The 19,414-nt window shown below is 58.5% G+C and carries 16 protein-coding genes and 1 tRNA gene; 10 read left to right on the forward strand and 7 right to left on the reverse strand.

The window, feature by feature from the left end:
- Window positions 1-12: 12 nt before the first annotated feature.
- The 4 genes from JNM85_10650 to JNM85_10665 all read right to left on the reverse strand — a co-directional run bounded on the left by JNM85_10650 (window position 13) and on the right by JNM85_10665 (window position 6,447).
- Window positions 13-2,388, reverse strand: coding sequence for an alpha-L-arabinofuranosidase (locus tag JNM85_10650; GenBank protein MBL8088513.1), 2,376 nt, complete (start codon window positions 2,386-2,388; stop codon window positions 13-15).
- Between the two features lie 331 nt (window positions 2,389-2,719).
- Window positions 2,720-4,591: a phosphoenolpyruvate carboxykinase (GTP) gene (locus JNM85_10655; GenBank protein MBL8088514.1), complete on the reverse strand. Its 1,872-nt coding sequence runs from the start codon at window positions 4,589-4,591 to the stop codon at window positions 2,720-2,722.
- Between the two features lie 45 nt (window positions 4,592-4,636).
- On the reverse strand, window positions 4,637-5,476 hold the full coding sequence (locus JNM85_10660) for a hypothetical protein (protein MBL8088515.1): 840 nt from the start codon (window positions 5,474-5,476) through the stop codon (window positions 4,637-4,639).
- A complete protein-coding gene (locus JNM85_10665) occupies window positions 5,473-6,447 on the reverse strand; it encodes an LCP family protein (GenBank protein ID MBL8088516.1) in 975 nt (324 codons plus the stop codon). The genes JNM85_10660 and JNM85_10665 overlap by 4 nt, the downstream gene beginning before the upstream one ends.
- Window positions 6,448-6,562: 115 nt before the next feature.
- Between JNM85_10665 and JNM85_10670 the strand changes: the two genes are divergently transcribed.
- From JNM85_10670 to JNM85_10695, 6 genes are read left to right on the forward strand one after another with little or no spacing between them, the layout of a single operon-like run.
- Window positions 6,563-7,276 carry a prepilin-type N-terminal cleavage/methylation domain-containing protein gene (locus JNM85_10670; protein ID MBL8088517.1) on the forward strand — a complete coding sequence of 238 codons (714 nt, stop codon included), beginning with the start codon at window positions 6,563-6,565 and terminating at the stop codon, window positions 7,274-7,276.
- Entirely contained in the window at window positions 7,273-8,409 is a 1,137-nt protein-coding gene (locus JNM85_10675) for an amidohydrolase family protein (GenBank protein ID MBL8088518.1), read from the forward strand. The genes JNM85_10670 and JNM85_10675 overlap by 4 nt, the downstream gene beginning before the upstream one ends.
- Entirely contained in the window at window positions 8,406-8,726 is a 321-nt protein-coding gene (locus JNM85_10680; GenBank protein ID MBL8088519.1) for an MGMT family protein, read from the forward strand. The genes JNM85_10675 and JNM85_10680 overlap by 4 nt, the downstream gene beginning before the upstream one ends.
- A gap of 11 nt (window positions 8,727-8,737) precedes the next feature.
- Entirely contained in the window at window positions 8,738-9,832 is a 1,095-nt protein-coding gene (gene aroC, locus JNM85_10685) for a chorismate synthase (protein MBL8088520.1), read from the forward strand.
- Between the two features lie 45 nt (window positions 9,833-9,877).
- Window positions 9,878-10,663: a phosphate ABC transporter ATP-binding protein gene (locus tag JNM85_10690; protein MBL8088521.1), complete on the forward strand. Its 786-nt coding sequence runs from the start codon at window positions 9,878-9,880 to the stop codon at window positions 10,661-10,663.
- A gap of 31 nt (window positions 10,664-10,694) precedes the next feature.
- Window positions 10,695-11,975, forward strand: a complete 1,281-nt coding sequence (locus JNM85_10695; GenBank protein ID MBL8088522.1) for a GAF domain-containing sensor histidine kinase — start codon at window positions 10,695-10,697, stop codon at window positions 11,973-11,975.
- Here JNM85_10695 and JNM85_10700 read toward each other — a convergent pair.
- Entirely contained in the window at window positions 11,972-12,448 is a 477-nt protein-coding gene (locus tag JNM85_10700) for a nuclear transport factor 2 family protein (protein ID MBL8088523.1), read from the reverse strand. The genes JNM85_10695 and JNM85_10700 overlap by 4 nt on opposite strands.
- On the opposite strand from JNM85_10700, the gene JNM85_10705 reads away from it, so the two are divergent.
- Complete coding sequence (locus JNM85_10705; GenBank protein ID MBL8088524.1) at window positions 12,447-12,920, forward strand: EamA family transporter; 474 nt, start codon at window positions 12,447-12,449, stop codon at window positions 12,918-12,920. The two genes, JNM85_10700 and JNM85_10705, sit on opposite strands and share 2 nt — an antisense overlap.
- On the opposite strand, the gene carB is transcribed toward JNM85_10705, so the two are convergent.
- Window positions 12,917-14,569, reverse strand: a complete 1,653-nt coding sequence (gene carB / locus JNM85_10710) for a carbamoyl-phosphate synthase large subunit (GenBank protein ID MBL8088525.1) — start codon at window positions 14,567-14,569, stop codon at window positions 12,917-12,919. The genes JNM85_10705 and carB overlap by 4 nt on opposite strands.
- A gap of 89 nt (window positions 14,570-14,658) precedes the next feature.
- Complete coding sequence (locus tag JNM85_10715; protein ID MBL8088526.1) at window positions 14,659-16,047, reverse strand: hypothetical protein; 1,389 nt, start codon at window positions 16,045-16,047, stop codon at window positions 14,659-14,661.
- 149 nt (window positions 16,048-16,196) lie between these two features.
- Here JNM85_10715 and JNM85_10720 point away from each other — a divergent pair, with 149 nt between their 5' ends.
- The 3 genes from JNM85_10720 (at window position 16,197) to JNM85_10730 (ending at window position 19,356) form a co-directional block, all read left to right on the forward strand.
- Window positions 16,197-18,782, forward strand: coding sequence for a hypothetical protein (locus JNM85_10720; protein MBL8088527.1), 2,586 nt, complete (start codon window positions 16,197-16,199; stop codon window positions 18,780-18,782).
- Window positions 18,779-19,117, forward strand: a complete 339-nt coding sequence (locus JNM85_10725; protein MBL8088528.1) for a hypothetical protein — start codon at window positions 18,779-18,781, stop codon at window positions 19,115-19,117. The genes JNM85_10720 and JNM85_10725 overlap by 4 nt, the downstream gene beginning before the upstream one ends.
- Window positions 19,118-19,279: 162 nt before the next feature.
- Window positions 19,280-19,356, forward strand: a tRNA-Met gene (locus JNM85_10730).
- Window positions 19,357-19,414: the final 58 nt, after the last annotated feature.

A 19,414-nucleotide genomic window follows, 5' to 3' on the forward strand; every position in this document is an offset into this window, starting at 1 on the left:
AACGAGGGATAACTACGATCCGACGCGGTTGTAGGCCTCGCTCAGGATGAGGTAGTCGAACATGTCGATCGCACTATCCTGGTTCAGATCGGCCTCGGCAGCGAACGCCAGGTCGGTCGAGACCGTATCGTAGTGCGCGCTGAAGAACAGATAGTCGAACAGGTCGACCGAGTTGTCGTTGGTGATGTCGCCGTTCGCAAAGTCGAAGTCGACGTGGCCTAGCGAACCGTGCCGGACCGAAATCGGGGCCGAGTCACTCAAGAACCGATCTGGCTTGTGCTGCAGCCGAAAATCTCCGGGATTCAGCGGGAAGCCGAAGGAGTATGTACCCACCGCACTTACATTCGCCGTTGCGGTCCCCATCTTCTGGCCAGAGTCCAAGTCCAGGATGTCAAACTGGATGCTGGACGGCCACCGGGACTTGGGCAGACCGTTGAAATTCAAACTCCCTGATATCGTTAAGCTTGGCGTGAATTCGTATACTGAAATCGAATAAGGCGGTAGCGAAAGCGTAAGTCCGTCGCCCGCCCCGCTGAGCAGTTCAACTGAGACTTCGCGATCCCCAGAGCCGGTTTGCGCGGCGATGTCGTTTGGAATTCCGTAGCGACTCAACTTGTAATTGCTCGCAACAGCTTGATCCGTAAAGTAGAGAGTTAGTGACTGCTGAGTAGTTGGCAGTTTGTTCACGATCATCAGGGTTATCTGTCCGTCAACGCGTGTTGCGCCGTAGGCAGCAACGTACGGGTTTCCTGTCGATGCCTGAACCATCGTATCGCCACCTGTAGCCCAGCTACTAACCGCTTTTGCCGCATAGTAAGTCGGATAAGGATCGCTTGCATTGCTGCACATTCCATAGTCGCCATACTGTCTCCAACCATAGAGACTGGCAGCATTATTAAAGTCGTAACGCGGCTCTGAGTGTCTCCAGTTCCACCATGTAGAACCGATGACCTCGGTCTTCGCCGCCTCACCCATGGAAATTGCGTAGTACAGAGCGTTTACCAGGCTCGTCGTCTGCTTACCAGGGTTCGCATACACCGAGTTGTTCTCGTTCGCATAAATCTTAACGCTGGAAGCAGCAGAGCCCAAGTAGTCATTTAAGATCTTGCGGAGTTTTCCAATCTCATTGGACCAGTTGGTCGCGCGGCCAATCAAGAATGCATCGTCCTCGGCCCCCGGGGCCTGCTCGTAGCGATGAATCGTGACGTAGTCTGGAGTGACCCCCAGGCTCCGAAGCGTCGAGAGTACGACGGGCGTCCACCCATAGTAACTCTGTCCTGTGACCGGATTCGTGACCATGTTCTCTGGATAGACCGCGTAGCTGCTTTCCTCTGAAACGAGCGGGATGCCAACCTTGATCGTGGGGTCCGCAGCTTTCATCTGATTCCAGAACTGAACGAACTCCTGGGCATAGCCTTTGGGATCACGCGGCTTTGGACGGTTGTCTGGGTGCGAAGGGTGGTACGGCTCGTTCCCGACTTCCCAGTAGTGGATGTTCATGCCGCGGATGTTGTTCGCGTAGTTCACCCAACGGGCGGCTTCCGCGGCCGTTCCAGTGCCAAAGTTCGTGCTGATGTTCGCCGTGGCCCCCGTCTGCTGGAGCACATTGATGAAGTCATCAAACTTGACGAGCCACGGACTTGATTCGCCGTCCGAATAGTTCGTCTCCCAATGGTATCCGTCTGACTGACCCGGGAACCGAAGGACTCCTGGTTTGATTCCCTTCAGCCGGTTTATGGATGGAGCGGATGCAAGCAGTTGGTCGAATACGCCCGTATTCACACCGAACATGACCTCGGGTAGGACACGGATAGGTTGATTGACGTTGATGTCTACGCGCGCATTCTGTGGCAAAGGCTTTTGCACGAGTCGGACGTTGTCGAGATAGCACTCTTTGAGTGCCACGCCACCCGCCTCCTGTAGCATAAATCCGCGAAACTGGGTCGTGTCGGCAACCCCTAGTTCTTCAAGCGTGTACTCAAAGGTCTTCCATGCATTTGCTTGCAAAGCTGGTAAGCGCTTAGCAACGGACCAAACCCCATTGCGGTCCGCCTTGAGTTGCAGGATCTGACCACCCGTGGGTCCGCCGTGCAAACTGAATCGAAGTTTTGCATACGGGGCCGTGTCGAGTAGTTGCCACTTTCCTACTCGATATATCGAATAAGGATTACCCGTGAGGCGACAAGAGATGCTGCCTGTCGCGACAGGATTCGTTGCAAAGTAGAACGTCGAGACATTGCTCCAGTCCTGCCAGGTGCTGTTGAGTCCTTCGTCGACAACGACCAGGTCGGTTTGTGCCCGGCACAGGCTGGCGAACCCGATGAGGAGCGAAAGGAAGAGTGATTTTGGTGTGCATCGAACGTTGGGGTTGCGTTTTGACACATTCATAAGCTTTAAGGGCAAATCAGCACGGTCTCTCATGCGGCGGCCAGACCGTAATGAGCGCATAGTATCCCTATCGGAGGAAATGGGTCAATCCTAGCGCGTTGCGATTCAGCGAGCTCCTTGACTCTTGAACCAGAGTGATGGTTCCGCGGCTCTCCGGAGGTGCCTTATCCGCAAGAGTACGAGAACTTGCAGTTTCCTGCAAATATTGCGGTCATGAGGTCAATTACATTTGCAGGCGCAAAGAAGAAAGGCCCCGATGTTCTATCAGGGCCAGTACTTTTACCAGTTTCTCTGCAAGATTGCCGGGAGCAGTGAACTTTTTCGCGAGAGTTTAGGTGTTGAACGATTCCGCACCCTTCGTCTTTGGGGATCGCCAGACCGCGGAAAGGGTCAGCTCGCGCATCATTCCGAACTCCTTTGGGAGCTTGTCGTACATCATCTCGAACAGCTCTTCGTGCCCAAGAATTTCCTTTCGCCAGAGCGTCGAGTCCACTCGCATGAGCTCTTCGAACTGCGCACGCGTCATGTCCATGCCCTTCCAGTTGATTGCGTCGTAGGAAGGTTGCCAACCCAAGTCAGTCTCCTTGGCCGCAGCCCGACCTCGCGATCGCTCTACGATCCATTGCAGAACCCGCATGTTCTCGCTGTAGCCCGGCCACATGAAGTTGCCCTCTGCATCCTTACGGAACCAATTCACGCAGAAGATGCGCGGAGGATCGGGCAGCTGCCGTCCCATCTGAAGCCAGTGGTTGAAGTAGTCCGCCATATGGTAGCCACAGAACGGAAGCATGGCGAACGGGTCGCGCCTGACAACCCCGACCTGTCCAGCGGCCGCCGCGGTCGTCTCTGAACCGATCGTCGCCGCAAGATACACCCCAAATGACCAGTTGAACGCCTGATACACAAGCGGTACGGTGCTCTGGCGGCGACCACCGAAGATGAATGCGCTAATGGGTACACCCTTCGCGTTCTCCCATTCAGGGTCGATGCTCGGGCAGTTTGCGGCCGGAGCGGTGAAGCGAGCATTGGGGTGCGCCGCATTGCGTCCGCAACCTGGCACCCAGTCCTGGCCCTGCCAGTCCATCAGCTTTGCGGGAGGCTCCGGCGTCATGCCCTCCCACCAGACGTCACCCTCGGGCGTCAATCCTACGTTCGTAAAAATCGAATCGCTGGCGCACGCGGCCATCGCATTCGGATTCGTCTTGACGCTCGTTCCTGGCGCGACACCGAAGAAACCTGCTTCCGGGTTGATCGCGTACAGTCGACCATCGGGCCCCGGCTTGATCCACGCGATATCGTCACCGACGGTTGAGACCTTCCAGCCCTCATAACCAGCTGGCGGAATGATCATCGCAAAGTTAGTCTTACCGCATGCACTGGGGAACGCGGCGGCTACGTACGACTTTTCGCCTTGCGGGTTCTCCACGCCCAAGATCAGCATGTGCTCGGCGAGCCAGCCGTCGTCACGTGCCATGGTCGAAGCGATTCGCAAAGCGAAGCACTTCTTGCCCAGGAGTGCATTCCCTCCATAGCCGCTGCCGTACGACCAGATCAGCCGCTCTTCTGGAAAGTGCGTGATGTACTTCTCAGAATTGCAGGGCCACATGACATCTGGTTGCCCCGGAGCGAGCGGTGCTCCGACGCTGTGCAGACATCGTACGAACTTTCCCTTGGGGCCCAAGACGTCCAGGACCTTCTTGCCCATTCGGGTCATGATCCGCATGTTGACCACCACATAGGGCGAGTCGGTGAGTTCGACGCCGATGTGAGCGATATCAGAGCCGAGCGGTCCCATGCTGAAGGGCACTACGTACATCCTTCGTCCGCGCATGCAACCGCGGTAATGCTTCAGCATGAGCTTCTTCATCTCGACCGGGTCCATCCAGTTGTTGGTTGGGCCCGCGTCTTTTTTGCTCACGCAGCAGATGTAGGTGCGATCCTCGACACGAGCAACGTCGCTGGGATCAGAGCGGCAGTAATAGCTGTTGGGCCGAAGCTTTTCGTTCAGCTTAACGAAAGTGCCCGCATCCACCATTTCCTGGCAAAGCCTGTCGTACTCTGCCTGCGAGCCATCGCACAAGACAATAGAATCAGGTTCACAGTGCTCGGCGACTGATACGATCCAATCCGCCAATCTGCGGTTGCTGAGATCGCTGGGGAGCATGGCCGCATAGTCGCGTACACCGGAGTCAATCGTAGCCATAATTCGTGGGTTCCTCCTCGTTGAGATACCCTAAGTGTACCGAACTCAGCGTCCTGAGACTCTGTCCAAGTAGCCCCACAAGCCGCCTATCCGGCCCTGCTGATCCCGCACAATTTGCATGTCGCCCGGGGTCATCTTGTGGGCAGTGCCATTGACGAGAACGGCACTCGTAAACTTACGGTGGCGAGTACGGGCCTTGGTCCAATCGCCAGTCTTCACCGCCGTTCCTGCGCCCGGGAATGCCAAGCGCGTGACATACTTGGCCGACTCGACGGTCTCAAGTTCTGTATCGTCGCCCGTGTCGAAGCCGATCAGGAACCCATCCCTGCCAGCGAGAAACGGCCGCGGATCGTATGTATCCAGCCTTCCACCGGTCACAGTCTCCGCAAGCATCACCGGCGGTGTATTGAGCGCGGATAACTCTTCGACTGATCGTAGTTCGGTCGGCAGGTAGAGACCGTAGGTGAGCGCCATCTGGTGCTCCTTGCCGTCAGGGTGGGCGGTGATGATCGCCTCTTGTGGCTCGGCCGTCGGGCACCGGTTCGATTGGCGCGGCTTCATGTACGGCCGGATAATGGATGCCCAAGTGTATGGGTCGCCGTTCTCCATGTAAATTGAGCCATCCGCCTGCCGCACGTAGGCCGGACAGAACCGGCTGTCATTCTCGTTGGCATAGAGCAGCATCGCCTGCGCCATGTCCTTCATGTTCCGACCGCACTGGCTCGCAAACGACTCTTCACGAAGGTAGGTGTAGATTGGCCAAGACAGTGCGGCGAAGATCACGCCCGCAATTCCAATAACCTTTAGGTCCTTGCGCGAGAAATACTGGCTACTGCCTGAGACCTGATCAAGATCGATCTCGTGGGCTTCAGGCTCAAGGCTCATTGAGCGACGCGATACGCGGTCTCGCGCCCTTCACGGAAATTGTACGTGCGCAGCGTCTCATCGAGCTTATCACGATCAATCGCCAGGTCGTAGTGCTGTAGCTCAATGACCGGCACCTGCCCCAGCTTGATGTTGTCATTCCCGATCGCCTGGGCAAACAGGCCAAGAGCGGCGACTTCCTCGGCCGAGAGCTCGTTTCCGAGGACTTCACGCACCTTCTCGACGACCGTGGGGAGTTTGCCCGGCTGATGGAAGAGTTGCTCCTTGAAAGCAAACAGCAGTTGCTTCTGGCGATCCTGGCGTTTGAAGTCGCTGTCACCCTTGCGATAACGGACGAAGCACATCGCGTCGTACCCCGCCAGGTGCTGCCGGCCCGCATCGATGTCGATGAATAGACCTCCGCGCTTGTCGGTGTACTTAAGCGGCTTGTCGACAAAGACCTCGACCCCGCCAACTAGATCGATCATCTCCTGAAACTTCTCGTAGTTGACTTCCATGACGCGGTCAACATCGACGCCAAGGACGTACTCGACGGCACGCTTGGCCAGTTGCCGGCCTTCTTCGGGCGTTGAGCCCATCGCGTGAAACGCGTTGATACGGGAGCGTCGAAATCCGGGCATTTCGACCACCACGTCACGCGGAATCGAAACGCCGGTGATCTTGCGGTTCACGAAATCAAGACGGGCGAGCAGAATCATGTCACTGCGCGCTGCCGTTTTCAAAACTTGCTTGCCGCCGTAGTAGCGGTCTTCGTCACAGCCCAGAATGAGCATGTTGACGGTGTTCTCGTTGTTGAATGCAACCTGCGGAGGGGTGTTGAAAACTTTTTGCCGCATGAACTGGGTGAGCGTTTCGCTCTGGTTGAAGGCGTACCAAATCGTGCCGCAGCTCACCATGGCCAAGCACAGTGCGCCGTAAGTGAGCCCCGCCAGTATTCTCAACCAAATCGGCTTTTTCTTCTTTGCAGCCATGCTACGAGCTTTCTATGCTACCCTCCACGCCTACAGTAGCTAACGACGACAGAGCCCAATCTGATCCCGTTCTTAAACCGAGGAATCGTTTCCGCGGCGATTGCTGTAAGTTATGATGAGAATGCAGATCATGCGACTTCGGCATGCCTTTACTTTGATTGAGCTTCTGGTCGTGATCGCCATCATCGCGATCCTGGCGGCGTTGCTGTTCCCGGTGTTCGCACGGGCCAAGATGGAAGCCAAGAAGACCCAGTGCATCAGCAATCTGCGCCAAATCGGGGCGGGCATCGGACTGTACATGACCGATGCGGACGACTTCTTCCCTTCGGCCATCGATGCAAGCGACCGGTACACGCCCCAGATCTGGGACAACTACCCGCAGTTCCAGGCCAAGATCCCGACGATGCCGCTGATGATCGACATCTTGCAGCCGTATGTGAAGAACCGCGGCATCTTCGTGTGTCCGTCGGATCAAGGCATGCAGGTTCTGGACTTCTCGCCCTGGCAAGAGTTCAAAGTCTCGCCCGCGCTCGCCAAGGTCCCCGAGTACGCGTCCAGCTACTTCTTCCGCACCGAGATCGCTTTCAAGTCGATGACCAGCACGTCGTTCGAGCTCCCTGCGAATATCAACGTGATGTTCGACGGTGCGGGCCACTGGCACACTCCGGCCCGTGCGCTCAAAGCCAACGAGCCGTTCGACAACATGCAAAGTCTTCTCCGCCAATACCGGTACAACGTGCTCTTCGGCGATTTGCACGTGAAGAACCTCACCCACGCCCAACTTCAAGCCGCCTGGGACACCCCGCTCTTCGCGGGGGACGCTCCGTGATTCTCCGACCAGAGTGGGTTTGGATTGATGGCCGATGCGAGCGCGGACTGGAAGTTCGGATAGAGGATGGCGTCGTCCGCGAGGTATCAGCCACGAGCCGTCCGGCCCGCCCGTTCTTTCTATCACCGAAGTTCGTGAACGCCCATTCGCACCTGGAATACCGGGGCTTCCAGGGCAAAGTGCACGGCGACTACTTCCCTTGGATTCGCGCGCTCACCGAACTCAAAGCAACCCAAAACAACGAAGAAGTGGCGGCAGATGCCTTGGTCGCTTCGCTTGAGAACGTGACCGCCGGAGTCGGGCACATCGTGGAGCACTCAGATCGGCCGGTGGCCAGCGCATTGGTCGCCGCCCGGCTCTCAGCCACACTTTTCCAGGAAGTCATAACACTCCTCGAATACCGCGATCCAGTGGCGAAGCTGGCAGGGGTGAGTGCCAAAGCCGATGCTCAATCGGATGTGCTCGGCCAGCGGGTCTATCTCACCCCCCACGCCCCGTACACAGTAGATGCCGTAACGTTACGAAAGTTCGGCTCACGCGAAGATCCCATTTCGATTCACGTTGCCGAGACGGATGCCGAAAATGTGTGGACCCGAAGCGGTGACGGACCCATCGGCGAGCTTTACACGAGGCTCGGCATTGACTGGCCCCCGCCCGGAACAAGTGTCGTGCGCTGGCTGGGCGAGCTCGGGCTCGCTCGCCCAGGAGCTCAGTTCGTCCACTGTTGCGCTGTCAACGAAGACGACCTTGATCTCATGGCGAACGCAGGGGTTTCGGTCGCGCACTGCCCGCGCAGTAATGCCAATCTAGGCTGCCCAGCGGCTCCAGTGCAGGCGATGATCGATCGGGGAATCCCCGTGGGCCTCGGGCTTGATTCTGCCGCCAGCAGTGGACCGGTCAACATGCTTGCCGAACTCCGGGCTGTGTCGCGGGACATCTCGCCCGAGCAGCGTTGGGCCATGGCCACGACAACCGGGGCGCGCTCCGTGGGTCTGCAGAATTGGAACATAGCGGTCGGCGGCTCATGCCCCTTAATGGCCATCGGGCTCCCTGAAGGAAGAGACCTTGCGAATCTGCTCGACCTCGGGACGGTCGAAACCATTCTCTCTTTGCAAGAGGTGGCCGAAGCGTGAACCCCAATATCCAAGAGATGCTAGACCTCGTGGCGCAGATTCCGGTGGGCAAGGTGGCCAGCTACGGAATGGTTGGCGCGCGGCTGAGCCGACCGACCACAGGGCGCATCGTGGGTCGTTGGCTGTACCTCCACGGCCATGACACGACGTGGTGGCGCGTGGTCTCCTCGACCGGGCACATCTCTCTCGCCAAGCTTGATGCGGCCGCTGCTCAGGACCAAATGCTGCGCCTCCGAGCAGAAGGGGTGAACATCGACGATCTCCGAGTGGATCGCGCTGCGTTCGTGGACCCCGACTGGGATCCTGAGGCTAGGTAATCTGGCGATCTATGGCGAGCACTTTCGGCACCCTCTTCCGCATCACAACTTGGGGCGAGTCCCACGGCGGTGGCGTCGGAGTGGTGATTGACGGCTGCCCCGCGCGCTTGCCGGTCTCGCTGGCCGAGATACAACTAGAACTGGACCGTCGCCGCCCCGGCCAGAGTGCCATCGTCACTCAGCGCAAAGAGTCGGACGCGGCAGAGATTCTCAGCGGAATCCAAGACGGGCTCACGCTTGGCACTCCGATTTCAATCATGGTGCGAAACTCCGATGCGCGCAGCCGCGACTACGACGAGATGCGGGAGAAGTACCGCCCTAGTCACGCCGACTTTGCATATGATCAGAAGTACGGCATCCGAGCATGGTCTGGCGGTGGACGGGCAAGCGCACGAGAGACCATCGGTCGTGTAGCGGCAGGAGCCGTCGCAAAGAAGCTCCTTTCGCTTTGCTTTGGCGTCGAAGTGCTTGCGTGGGTGGAGCGAGTGCAGGACATCACCTGCCCGGAGATTGACGAACTGGCGGTGACGATGGACGAGATAGAAGCCACTGCAATCCGCTGCCCGCACCCCGAGATTGCTGCCCAAATGATCGAGCGGATCGAAGCCGTTCGAAAGGACGGAAACAGCGTCGGCGGATCCATCCGCGGAATTGCGCGCGGAGTCCCTACTGGGTGGGGGGAACCGGTCTTCGACAAACTCGAGGCGGACCTTGCCAAAGCCCTGATGAGTTTGCCCGCCTGCAAGGCGTTCGAAGTCGGGGCCGGATTCGATGGGACTTACATGACCGGACTGAGCCATCACGACGCCTATGTCGCCGATGCGGAGCGAAGGGTCACGACGCGAACCAACTACTCAGGCGGCATCCAAGGCGGGATAAGCGTCGGTATGCCGATCACCTTCCGCGCCGGGTTCAAGCCGACCGCCACCATCATGCACGAACTCGATACGGTCACCGTGGGGCACGAAAATACGACACTTAAGGGCCGAGGCCGCCACGACCCTTGCGTCCTCCCGAGAGCAGTCCCCATGGTCGAGTCGATGGCCGCACTTGTCCTCGCCGACCACGCGCTAAGACAATCTGCCCAGTCTTTAACGATCCCTTAACGTTGCGTAGCCTACACTCAAGTTAGCAACATGGCCTTAGCAGACATGCCACCAGTCGATATCCCGCAAATCGATACTCGAACGAAGATTCTTGCGGAAGGCGTGGACTTTTACTATGGTGCATTTCATGCGCTGAGAGACATTTCTATTCGGGTGCCGGAAAAACACATCACCGCCCTAATCGGCCCCTCCGGTTGCGGCAAGAGCACCTTTCTACGCTGCCTTAACCGGATGAACGACCTGATCGACGGAACCCGAATCACGGGAACAATCGAGGTGGACGGCCGGAACATCTACTCTCGCGATGTCGATGCGGTCTCGCTGCGCAAACAAATAGGGATGGTCTTCCAGAAGCCGAATCCGTTCCCGATGTCGATCTTCGACAACATCGGCTACGGTCCGCGCATCCACGGAGTCCGAAAGAAGTCCGACTTAGAAAATGTGGTGGAGCGATGTCTCCGACAAGCATTCCTGTGGGAGGAGGTCAAGGACAAACTCAACGACAGCGCGTTCGCTCTCTCCGGGGGTCAGCAGCAGCGGCTGTGCATTGCGCGGACCATGGCAGTCGATCCCGAGATCATCCTCATGGATGAGCCGTGCTCGGCTCTGGACCCGATAGCAACGCGCAAGATCGAAGATCTCATGCTTGAGCTCCGAAAGGAGTTCACGATTGTGGTTGTCACGCATAATATGCAGCAAGCGCAGCGTGCGTCAGATTTCACTGGGTTCTTCATGCTCGGTCAGTTGATGGAGTTCGGCGAGACGATCCAGATCTTCCAAGATCCGAAGATTCAGCAGACCGAAGACTACATCACCGGTCGATTCGGCTAAGCGGTCAAAAACCGGTAGACTCCGCAGGTTGATGATCGACCAGTCGCCGTTGCTCCACGCCATCCATCTTGCTGCTCGCAAGCTTTCGACGCTCGGTCGGTTTGACCAGGTCTTGCGCGACGTGCTTTCGATCTGCGTAACGGCTGCCGACGCGTCGGGCGGCACTATCTACCTTCACGATTCCGCAAAGCACACGCTCCAATTTCGACATGTCCTGCCCGAAGAGGTAGCGCTGACGCTTGAGCTCAAAGACATTCCCGAGGATTTCGGGGTAGCCGGCCAGGTCTTCCAAACCCGTAAGTCGATCATCAGCAACTTCGACCCCGGCGATGAAGAGCGCAAAGCGGTCTCCTCTAAGGTCGGCGTCACCAGCGCGATCTCGACGATGATCACGGTCCCGCTCATGATGGAAGGCGAAGATCCCATCGGGGTCGTCCAGCTCGTGAACAAGAACGGTGGCCCGTTCACCGCCCAAGATGCGCTCGTTCTCGACACTGTCAGCGCGATCTGCACCATGGCGTACCTGAATACGCGCCTGCTGGATGAGCAGACCAGGGCAAGCCAGCTCTTGGGAATGGGCAAGATCGGCCACGACATCAAGAATCTAGCATTTGCCCTCGAAGCAAACGTCTCGTTCTCGGACGACACGATCCGCGGCCTGCGCGAAGGACTGGACACCGTCGAGGGCGCAGAGGGGTGCATCACCTACGTGGACGACATCGAGCAGTTGCTGACCGACCTGAGCACCTCGATCGACCGCATTAAGCGCTATTCGAATCTCATGAGCGACCTATCGGCCGGCAAGCGACTTGCGCCGACGATGAGCCTAGGCCCCCTGGCCGATACGATTCAGCTCGCCGCCGCGTTCATGGAGTCAGAGGCGCGCAAACGATGCATCCAACTCCGGTACGACATCGCTACCGACGCGCCCGTCTACTGGCACGACGAGATGTTCATCTTCCGCGTCGTGCAAAACCTCGTAAGCAACGCCATCAAGGCCGTCGCCGAGACCACTGGTGGACTCGATGAAGACCGACCCGATACCTGGAAGAGCGTGACGGTGCGCTACCACTTCCAGAACGATCACCACATCATTGAAATTCAAGACGAGGGCCCGGGCATGAACGAAGAGACCGCTGCGCGGATTCTGAGCGGAACTGCGGTCAGTGTTTGGGGCAAGAGCAGCGGCAGCGGCCTGGGTACACGCATCGTGCTCGAACTCGCTGCCACACACGATGGAATCGTCACGATCGAAAGCCAATTGGGCAGCGGATCAACTTTCCGCGTCGCCCTACCCCACCGTACGAGTTAGTAAACTTTCACCGAATCCGGGATGACGGCTGGGAGCCTGCCAATCTCGGGTTCTGGAGCGAGGAACTTGACGCGTGCGATCTTCCAGACCCCGTCGATCTTCGCCCAATCATGGCGCTGAGTGGTCTCGCTCGTCACACGCGATGTGCCGACCCATCGGGTGATCTGCGCTCGGACCTGCACGCTCGCCATGTCTGTGTCAGTCTCCCATTGCGAGAACTGGAACTTAACTTGGAGTCGATGCGACCGGTTCCAGCCAGCCTGGGTCGAGGCCAGAATCGTGCCGATCTGCAGTTCATTCCCGTCCTGATCGATGAACGTCGCGTCCGGCAAAAACTCGTTCCCGAGCATGCGCGCGTCCTGTTTGGTGTAGGCGGTGGCGATCCTATCGTAGGCCGCTTGCAGAGGCCGAGCCTGCCGGGCGTTGACCACCGTGCCCAGCGCGAAAACCAAAAGCACAAGCGCAGTTCGCATGTCCGTACAGACGACGGGCAACACCAAATCGAAGCGGTGCTATGATCCGGCTATGGACTATCGTGGCTGGGCCCTGCTATCGGCGCTCTTCGCCGGATTCACCGCGCTCCTCTCTAAGAAGGGACTAGAATCAGTGCCCTCGAACCTCGCCTTGGCGGTTCGGGTGGTCTTCATCCTCGTGATCTCGGTCGCGATTGCCGCCGCAACGCACCAGACGCAGGTCGCGAAGCTCACACTCAAGCAGTGGGCGCTGCTCGGGGGTTCCGCTCTCGCGACGGGTGCCTCCTGGCTCTGCTACTTCCGGGCCCTGAAGGACGGGCCCGTGACAGCGGTGGCCCCAATCGACAAGCTCAGCTTTGTGGTTGCGGTCGTGCTAGGCGTGGTCTTACTCCGCGAAAAGCTAACGTGGAACCTGGGCCTTGGATGCGTCCTGATCGTATGCGGAGTGCTCGTGACGCTCTACAAGCCCTAAATCTCGATCATCTGCGCCACGTCGTGGTCAGCGTCCATGGACGTGTAGTAGTACGGCGTACGCGACTCGAACTCGCCGGCGCACGTGTCCACCATTTTGAATACCGGTTGGTTGCCAGCTTCCGCAAGCGTCTCTTCGATCAAGGCACCGAACGAGGCACCGCACAAGCTCAGGATCGTCCCACGGGGGAATCCCAGTTGAGCCGCCTCGCTGATCACCGTTCTCGGGTCGGAGGTATCTGCGATGGCCAGTAAGCGGGTCTCCATCTTGACCAGCGTCTCGATCTTGCGCAAGAACCACTTGTCCACGCGGCTGAGCTGGTTCACCTGGGCAATGCTCCAACCGCGCCGCAGCGCTTCGATCAGTGCCCAGAGCCTCTCGTCGGTCGGCTTACGGACTGCCTGCGTGAGCTCCGCATCGTCCATCCCCTGCATCTTCTCATGCCGCAAGTCCCGCTGGCGAATCTCCAAGCCGCGGATCGCCTTCATCAATGCGCCCTCGAACGTGCGATCAATCGCCATCACTTCCCCGGTCGCCTTCATCTGGGTGAAGAGCGTACGGTCGCCAGAAGTGAACTTATCAAAAGGCCACCGTGGAATCTTCACTACGCAGTAGTCGAGTGCGGGCTCGAAGCAAGCCTTGGTGCTGCCCGTCACCTGGTTTTCGATCTCGTCCAGGGTCCTGCCGATGGCGATCTTCGCCGAGACGCGCGCAATCGGATACCCGGTCGCCTTGCTTGCAAGGGCGGATGAGCGAGAAACGCGCGGATTGACCTCGATCACGTAATAGTCGAAGCTGTCTGGGTTCACCGCCAGTTGTACGTTGCAGCCGCCCTCAATCCCAAGCGCGCGGATGATCTTCAGCGAGGCGGTCCGGAGCATGTGATACTCGATGTCGCTAAGGGTTTGGCTGGGAGCGACCACGATGGAGTCGCCCGTGTGGACCCCCATGGGGTCGAGATTCTCCATGTTGCAGATCGTGATGCAGTTCCCGGCTTGGTCGCGCATCACTTCGTACTCCACTTCCTTCCAGCCGAGCAAGCTGCGCTCGACCATGATCTGGCTGCGCATGGACAGTTTCAGTCCGTTCGAACCTATCTCCAGGAGATCTTCGGGCGTGTTGGCAATCCCGCCCCCCGTTCCACCCAAAGTGTACGCGGGTCGAACGATGCAAGGGTAGGGCACGACACCGATCACTGCATCCAACTGTTCAGCAGATTCGATGATCCAGCTCTCAGGGACAGGCTCGGAAATCTCGCGCATGAGCGCGCGAAACTCCTCCCGGTCTTCTGCGCGTTGGATCGCGTCCAGCGGCGTTCCCAGCAACCGTACACCGTACTTCTCAAGGATGCCTCGCTGCGCAAGTTGTGTCGCCAAGTTCAGACCAGTCTGGCCACCCAGAGTAGGCAGCAGCCCATCGGGTCGTTCGCGAGCGATGACTCGCTCACAAAACTCAGGTGTTAATGGTTCAATGTAGACGGCATCGGCCGTCTCCTCATCAGTCATGATCGTTGCGGGGTTGGAGTTGATGAGCACCACCCGGTACCCCTCCTCTCGAAGACTCTTGCAAGCCTGGGAGCCCGCATAGTCAAATTCCGCCGCCTGACCGATGACAATGGGCCCGGAACCGATGACGAGAATCTTCTCCATCAAAGGTCCATTGTGACGCATTCCCAACGCCAGCAGGGCACCGAAGTCGAAACTTCGGTGCCCTGCAATCAACTGAGTTGGCTAGGCGATTAGTTGTCGCCTTCGACCTCGTACGAGTCGGACAGGATCAGGTAATCGAAGAAGTCGATCACCGTGTCTCCGTTCAAGTCCGCATCCGGATTTGCATCGTAAAGGGGCTGGCCCTTCTCCGATTCGTAGGCGTCGCTGACAAGCAAGTAGTCGAAGAAGTCGACAATGTTGTCCTTGTTGGCGTCGCCGTTGGTCAAGTTGAAGTCCTTGCCCGAGGCGTTACCAAGCGAAGCATCGACGGCAATGCGCTTGGGCAGCCAGTGACTGTAATCCACGCGGATGCTGCGCGTCGACGGCAGCACGTTGATCAGATAGTTACCGCCCGCGTCCAGTGGCGAAGTCAACGTCTCGATCAAGTTTCCAGCGACCGCATCGTCGTAGCACTGAATGCTGACGGCGGTCGGCGGAGTACCAAGCCAGCCCAGAGGATTGACTTTACCGGTGATCTTCGGCGCGTTCGTACCCGTGATCTTCAGGTTGTCGAACATGGAGAACAGTGGCTGGTCGGTCGGACGTGGCGACGCAGCCGGATCGAACATGCCGAGCATCACGTAGCCGTTGGTGTAATCCGTGTCCGAGAACTCGAGCATCTTGGTATAGGCGAGCGTCGGGTTCTCCGTAACATTGTTGTTTCGGATTTCCCAACTGATCTGCGTACCTGCCCGCTTCAAGCGCACCGAGTACCAGTCGATGGCGAGGATGCCACCGGTGTTGACAAACAACGGCAGCGCGCCTGGATTTGGATTCGGGAATGCGGCAACGTAGTAAGCGTTGCTGCTGTTCTGGAACGGAGCCGCTGACGGACCCCAGCCTGCAAGCGCCGTGTTCTCAACGTTCTTCTTGTAGATTCGGTAGTCGCGGGAGGACGATCCGTCTGCGACGAGACCAAACACGTATCCCGTGCCCGAGATTCCCTGGCTGAAACCGACGTCGTTGCCCATTTCCAGACCGAACGTGGTCAGCTGGGTGGACGTTCCGCTTGACGTAACTTCGACCCACATGTCGAACTCGACGGTGTAGTCGCCCAAGAACCGAGTGTTCGGGATGATGCTGGTCGCATCGACCGAAGTCGTTTCGCCGACCTTCTCGTTGACGCGCGTGTACAGCGCCTTCGTCGTGCTGGAACCGGGCGATGGCGGAATCGCGCTGCCGGTGTGCGAGTTCAGCGCGGCAGTCCCTGAATAGGGCGTAAAGTCGTCCCAAGGCCATGCTCCGCCATGGTCAAAGCTGAACACGGTCTTGCCGTCAATTGGAGCCGTCGCGGGAACCGAAACAATGTACGAGCGATAGTTCGCGCTTGTGTCGGTGTCAAAGTTGTCTGTAAAGTCGGCGATCGCGCCTGCGCTCATCAAAGCGGTGGCACCTGCCAATAACCCAATCCTCTTCATCGTTGAATCCTCCTCAGAACACGGTACGCACATGCACTCGCAAGCGCAATGCCACCTTCGTTCATCTTACACAGGTTTTCAGAATAGGCTAACCGTATTATTACGAGGACCGCGTCCCCCGAGTCCGCAATGGTAAGATTCAACTCCCCATGGAGCCATTTGGCGACGATCGTCCGGAAATCACTGGCAGCTTGATCTCGATGGAGTTTGGCCCCGGAGGTCGCATTGTGCAAATGTGGGCGACCGACCCGGCCTTGCCCGACGAGGGCGAAGAATTTCAGTTCATCCTCCCCCCGTTGTCCTTTGGCGAAGAGAACGCGGAAGACCTCTACCCAGGCACCATCCTGCTGAGCGCGCGCACCGACCCAAGCGAACCATGGATCAGCAGCCGAAACAGTGACGGCAGCAAGCCGATCTTCGATGATCTCACGGACTTCGATGCCAGCAGCGTATCCTTCGAGTACGACTTCCCTTTGCTGCCGGAAATCACCGGAGCAGGCCGCTTCTTCGAGCTGGCTGGTCCGATTCCCCAGATCGTGTGGGAACTCACGCTGCGCAACGCTGGACGCAAAACCATCGAAATCGGTGAGCTTGGATTCCCGCTCGCGCTCAACAATTTTTACGACGGCTTTGGCTGGACCGACGCCCAACTGAAACGCCTGTGGACGAGCCGCCTTTACGTCCACCAGTTCATTGGTGGTGCGGCGAGTTGGGTTTTTGCCCAGCGGATGACCGCCGAGCCGCCCGGACTCCTGATGTTTCCCGGCGACGGCACCGGCTGGGAGTTCTTCAACCATGTACCCAGTTCGCTCAACACCCCCCACCAGTGGGAAGGGATCCCAGTGGTCTACGTCTACAGCCGCGCGACCGTCGAGCGCGAGGGCTGGAACGGGTGGTGGAACCAGCACACCTCGCTGATCCTCGAGCCAGGCGATTCGCGGACCTTTCAGATGCGGTTCGTCCCCGCGGACCGTGACAAGCACGACGGAATCTTCCAAACGCTGAGCATGTGTGGCCGCCCTGCGATTCGGCTACTTCCAAGCGCGGTCGCTCCGTATGACGTCGGTGTTGCGCTCGAAATCCAGGGGACCCAGCCGACACGCTTCTTTGTTACTAAAGACGCCGACATTGAAACCGACTCAGACGACGACGGTGGCTTCTGCTTCGTCCGCCCGAAGGAGTCAGGCCCCGTCCGCGTGAGCTTCGAAGACAAACAGGGTCGCATGAGCCATGCGCACCTGATGTTCACCGAGCCGATCCACCGCCTGATCACCCAACGGGCGGCGTGGATCGCCGACCACCAAGTCGTCCGCGATCCTGAGAGCCCTCTCCACCACGGCATCCTGATGGCCAACTACGAGACGGGCGAGGTCGTCACTGACGTCGAGGAGTTCTCGGGTGCGAGCGGCATCGAGTGCTCGCTTGCCGATACCCTGTACCTGGCCGAGACGAACTCGATCTATCCCAACCGACGCGAGATCAAGATCCTGGACGAAGCCATCACCGATTTTCTGATGGACGACATCCAGAACCCGGGGACGATGGCGGTCGGAAGCGTCATGGACCTACCGGGTGGAGTGGGCTCGTACAGCGGTCGTCCGCTGACCTACCCCGCTGTTTTCAATATTTATCACGCGATGTACCGTGTCGCCGCCATTTATGGCGAGACCAAACACCGGCCGAAGACCTACCTCAAGTGGTCCGCCGAAACGTGCATCGCGATGTTCACCTACGGTTGGAGACACTATGTGCGCACCGTTGGCGTGCTTGGCTATTCGCGCGTCCACGAAGTCTTGCGCGACTTGGAGCGCGAAGGCATGACTGAAGAGCTCGGGCGGCTTAAGCCGCTGGTGATGAGCAAAGCCACCGAATTGGTCAAGCAAGAATATCCCTACGCCGGAGAGTCCGTATTGGACACGAGCGGCTTCGAGGAGGTGTTCACGTCGGCGCTACTGCTCGACAACGATGAACACCTAGAAAGAACAATGCGCTGCGGATTTGCGGCGCGCTCTCTTGCCCCCAGTTGGTGGTGGTACGGAAGCGACAAACGGAGCTGGGATGGAGCCGACTCCACCCCACTGCGGGCACTGATCGATCGGGGCGAAGCATGCCAAGCCCACACGACGATTCCCACCTCTACCATGTTTTTTGCGCAGCTCGACCGGGACTACCTCGGTATCCCCGACGCGTACATGCGACTCGCCTTTGGCGGGATGATGGGGCCATGGGCGCTGGTCCGTAATGACGGTGCCTCCAGCATGTGCTACTGCCCGGACCTGAGCAGCAAGCACCACGGTTACAACCCTTACACCGGTGCGAGTGGTCTCGGCTACTTCCACTACTTGCGATTTGCAGGAGCTTACGTGCTGCCGAATCGTACGCTCGGTACGTTCACCTTTGGCTGCCATTTTGAGCTCGACGGAGACACCTACAAAGTCCGCCCCTGGGACGGAATTGGCAAGCGGGTGATCTTGCGGCAAATCGGCGCGGAGTTCATCCTCAACTTTGGTCGCATCCTTGAGCTGAGACTCGACCAGCGCAAGCGGTGGGTCGAACTCCAGATCGAGAATCCGTGCGACAAGGCGGTCAAGATCACCCTCACCGCGAGCGGCCTGTGGGGGACGGTCGTCCAAGTCCAGGGCAAGAACATCACGAACACGAACGGGAAGGTTGTCGCTGCCATTGATCTTCCCGCGTCCAAGGTGACCACAATACAGATGAAGGTGATCCGATGAACGTTCCTCAATGGTGGCTCGTACTGAGCGGGGTTTTCTTTGGCGCGTTCATATTGCTTCTGGTCGCTCTGGTGGTGATGTGCGTGATGCTCATGACCACACTGCGTGAAACGACCCAGCAGGTGCGGCGGCTGGCCGATCGCGCAGACGAGATCGGCCAGAGGGTCGAGTCCCTCGCAAGTGGTGTGCAGACGACCCAGCGCGCGCTCAGCGGTCACGCGCAGAACGTCGCGGGCAGCGTTGAAGCCATCGCGCGAGGCATCGCCCAAAAAGCGGACATCATCGCGACCGGTTTTATGATTTTCCAAACGATCCAACGACTTCGGAAACGCTAACCCCGGATTGGCACAAGTTTCGCCTAACGAAGCTGTATGAGCTGGTCTCTTCGTGAGCGGTGTATGTTCCTGCTGGGCCTCGTAGTCGCCCTAATGTGTGCCTACGGAGCCCGTCCAGCCCCTTGACGGCACCTGAGCCGATGCGCAATAATAGACGAGTACCGCGGGGTGGAGCAGCCTGGTAGCTCGTCGGGCTCATAACCCGGAGGTCGTAGGTTCAAATCCTACCCCCGCACCCAAGTCTTCAGTTTAAGCAAACTGAGGACTTTCTTTTTTCTGGGCACAAAGAGAAGCGGG

The sequence above is a fragment of the Chthonomonas sp. genome (assembly GCA_016788115.1).
GTDB lineage: Bacteria > Armatimonadota > Fimbriimonadia > Fimbriimonadales > Fimbriimonadaceae > UBA2391.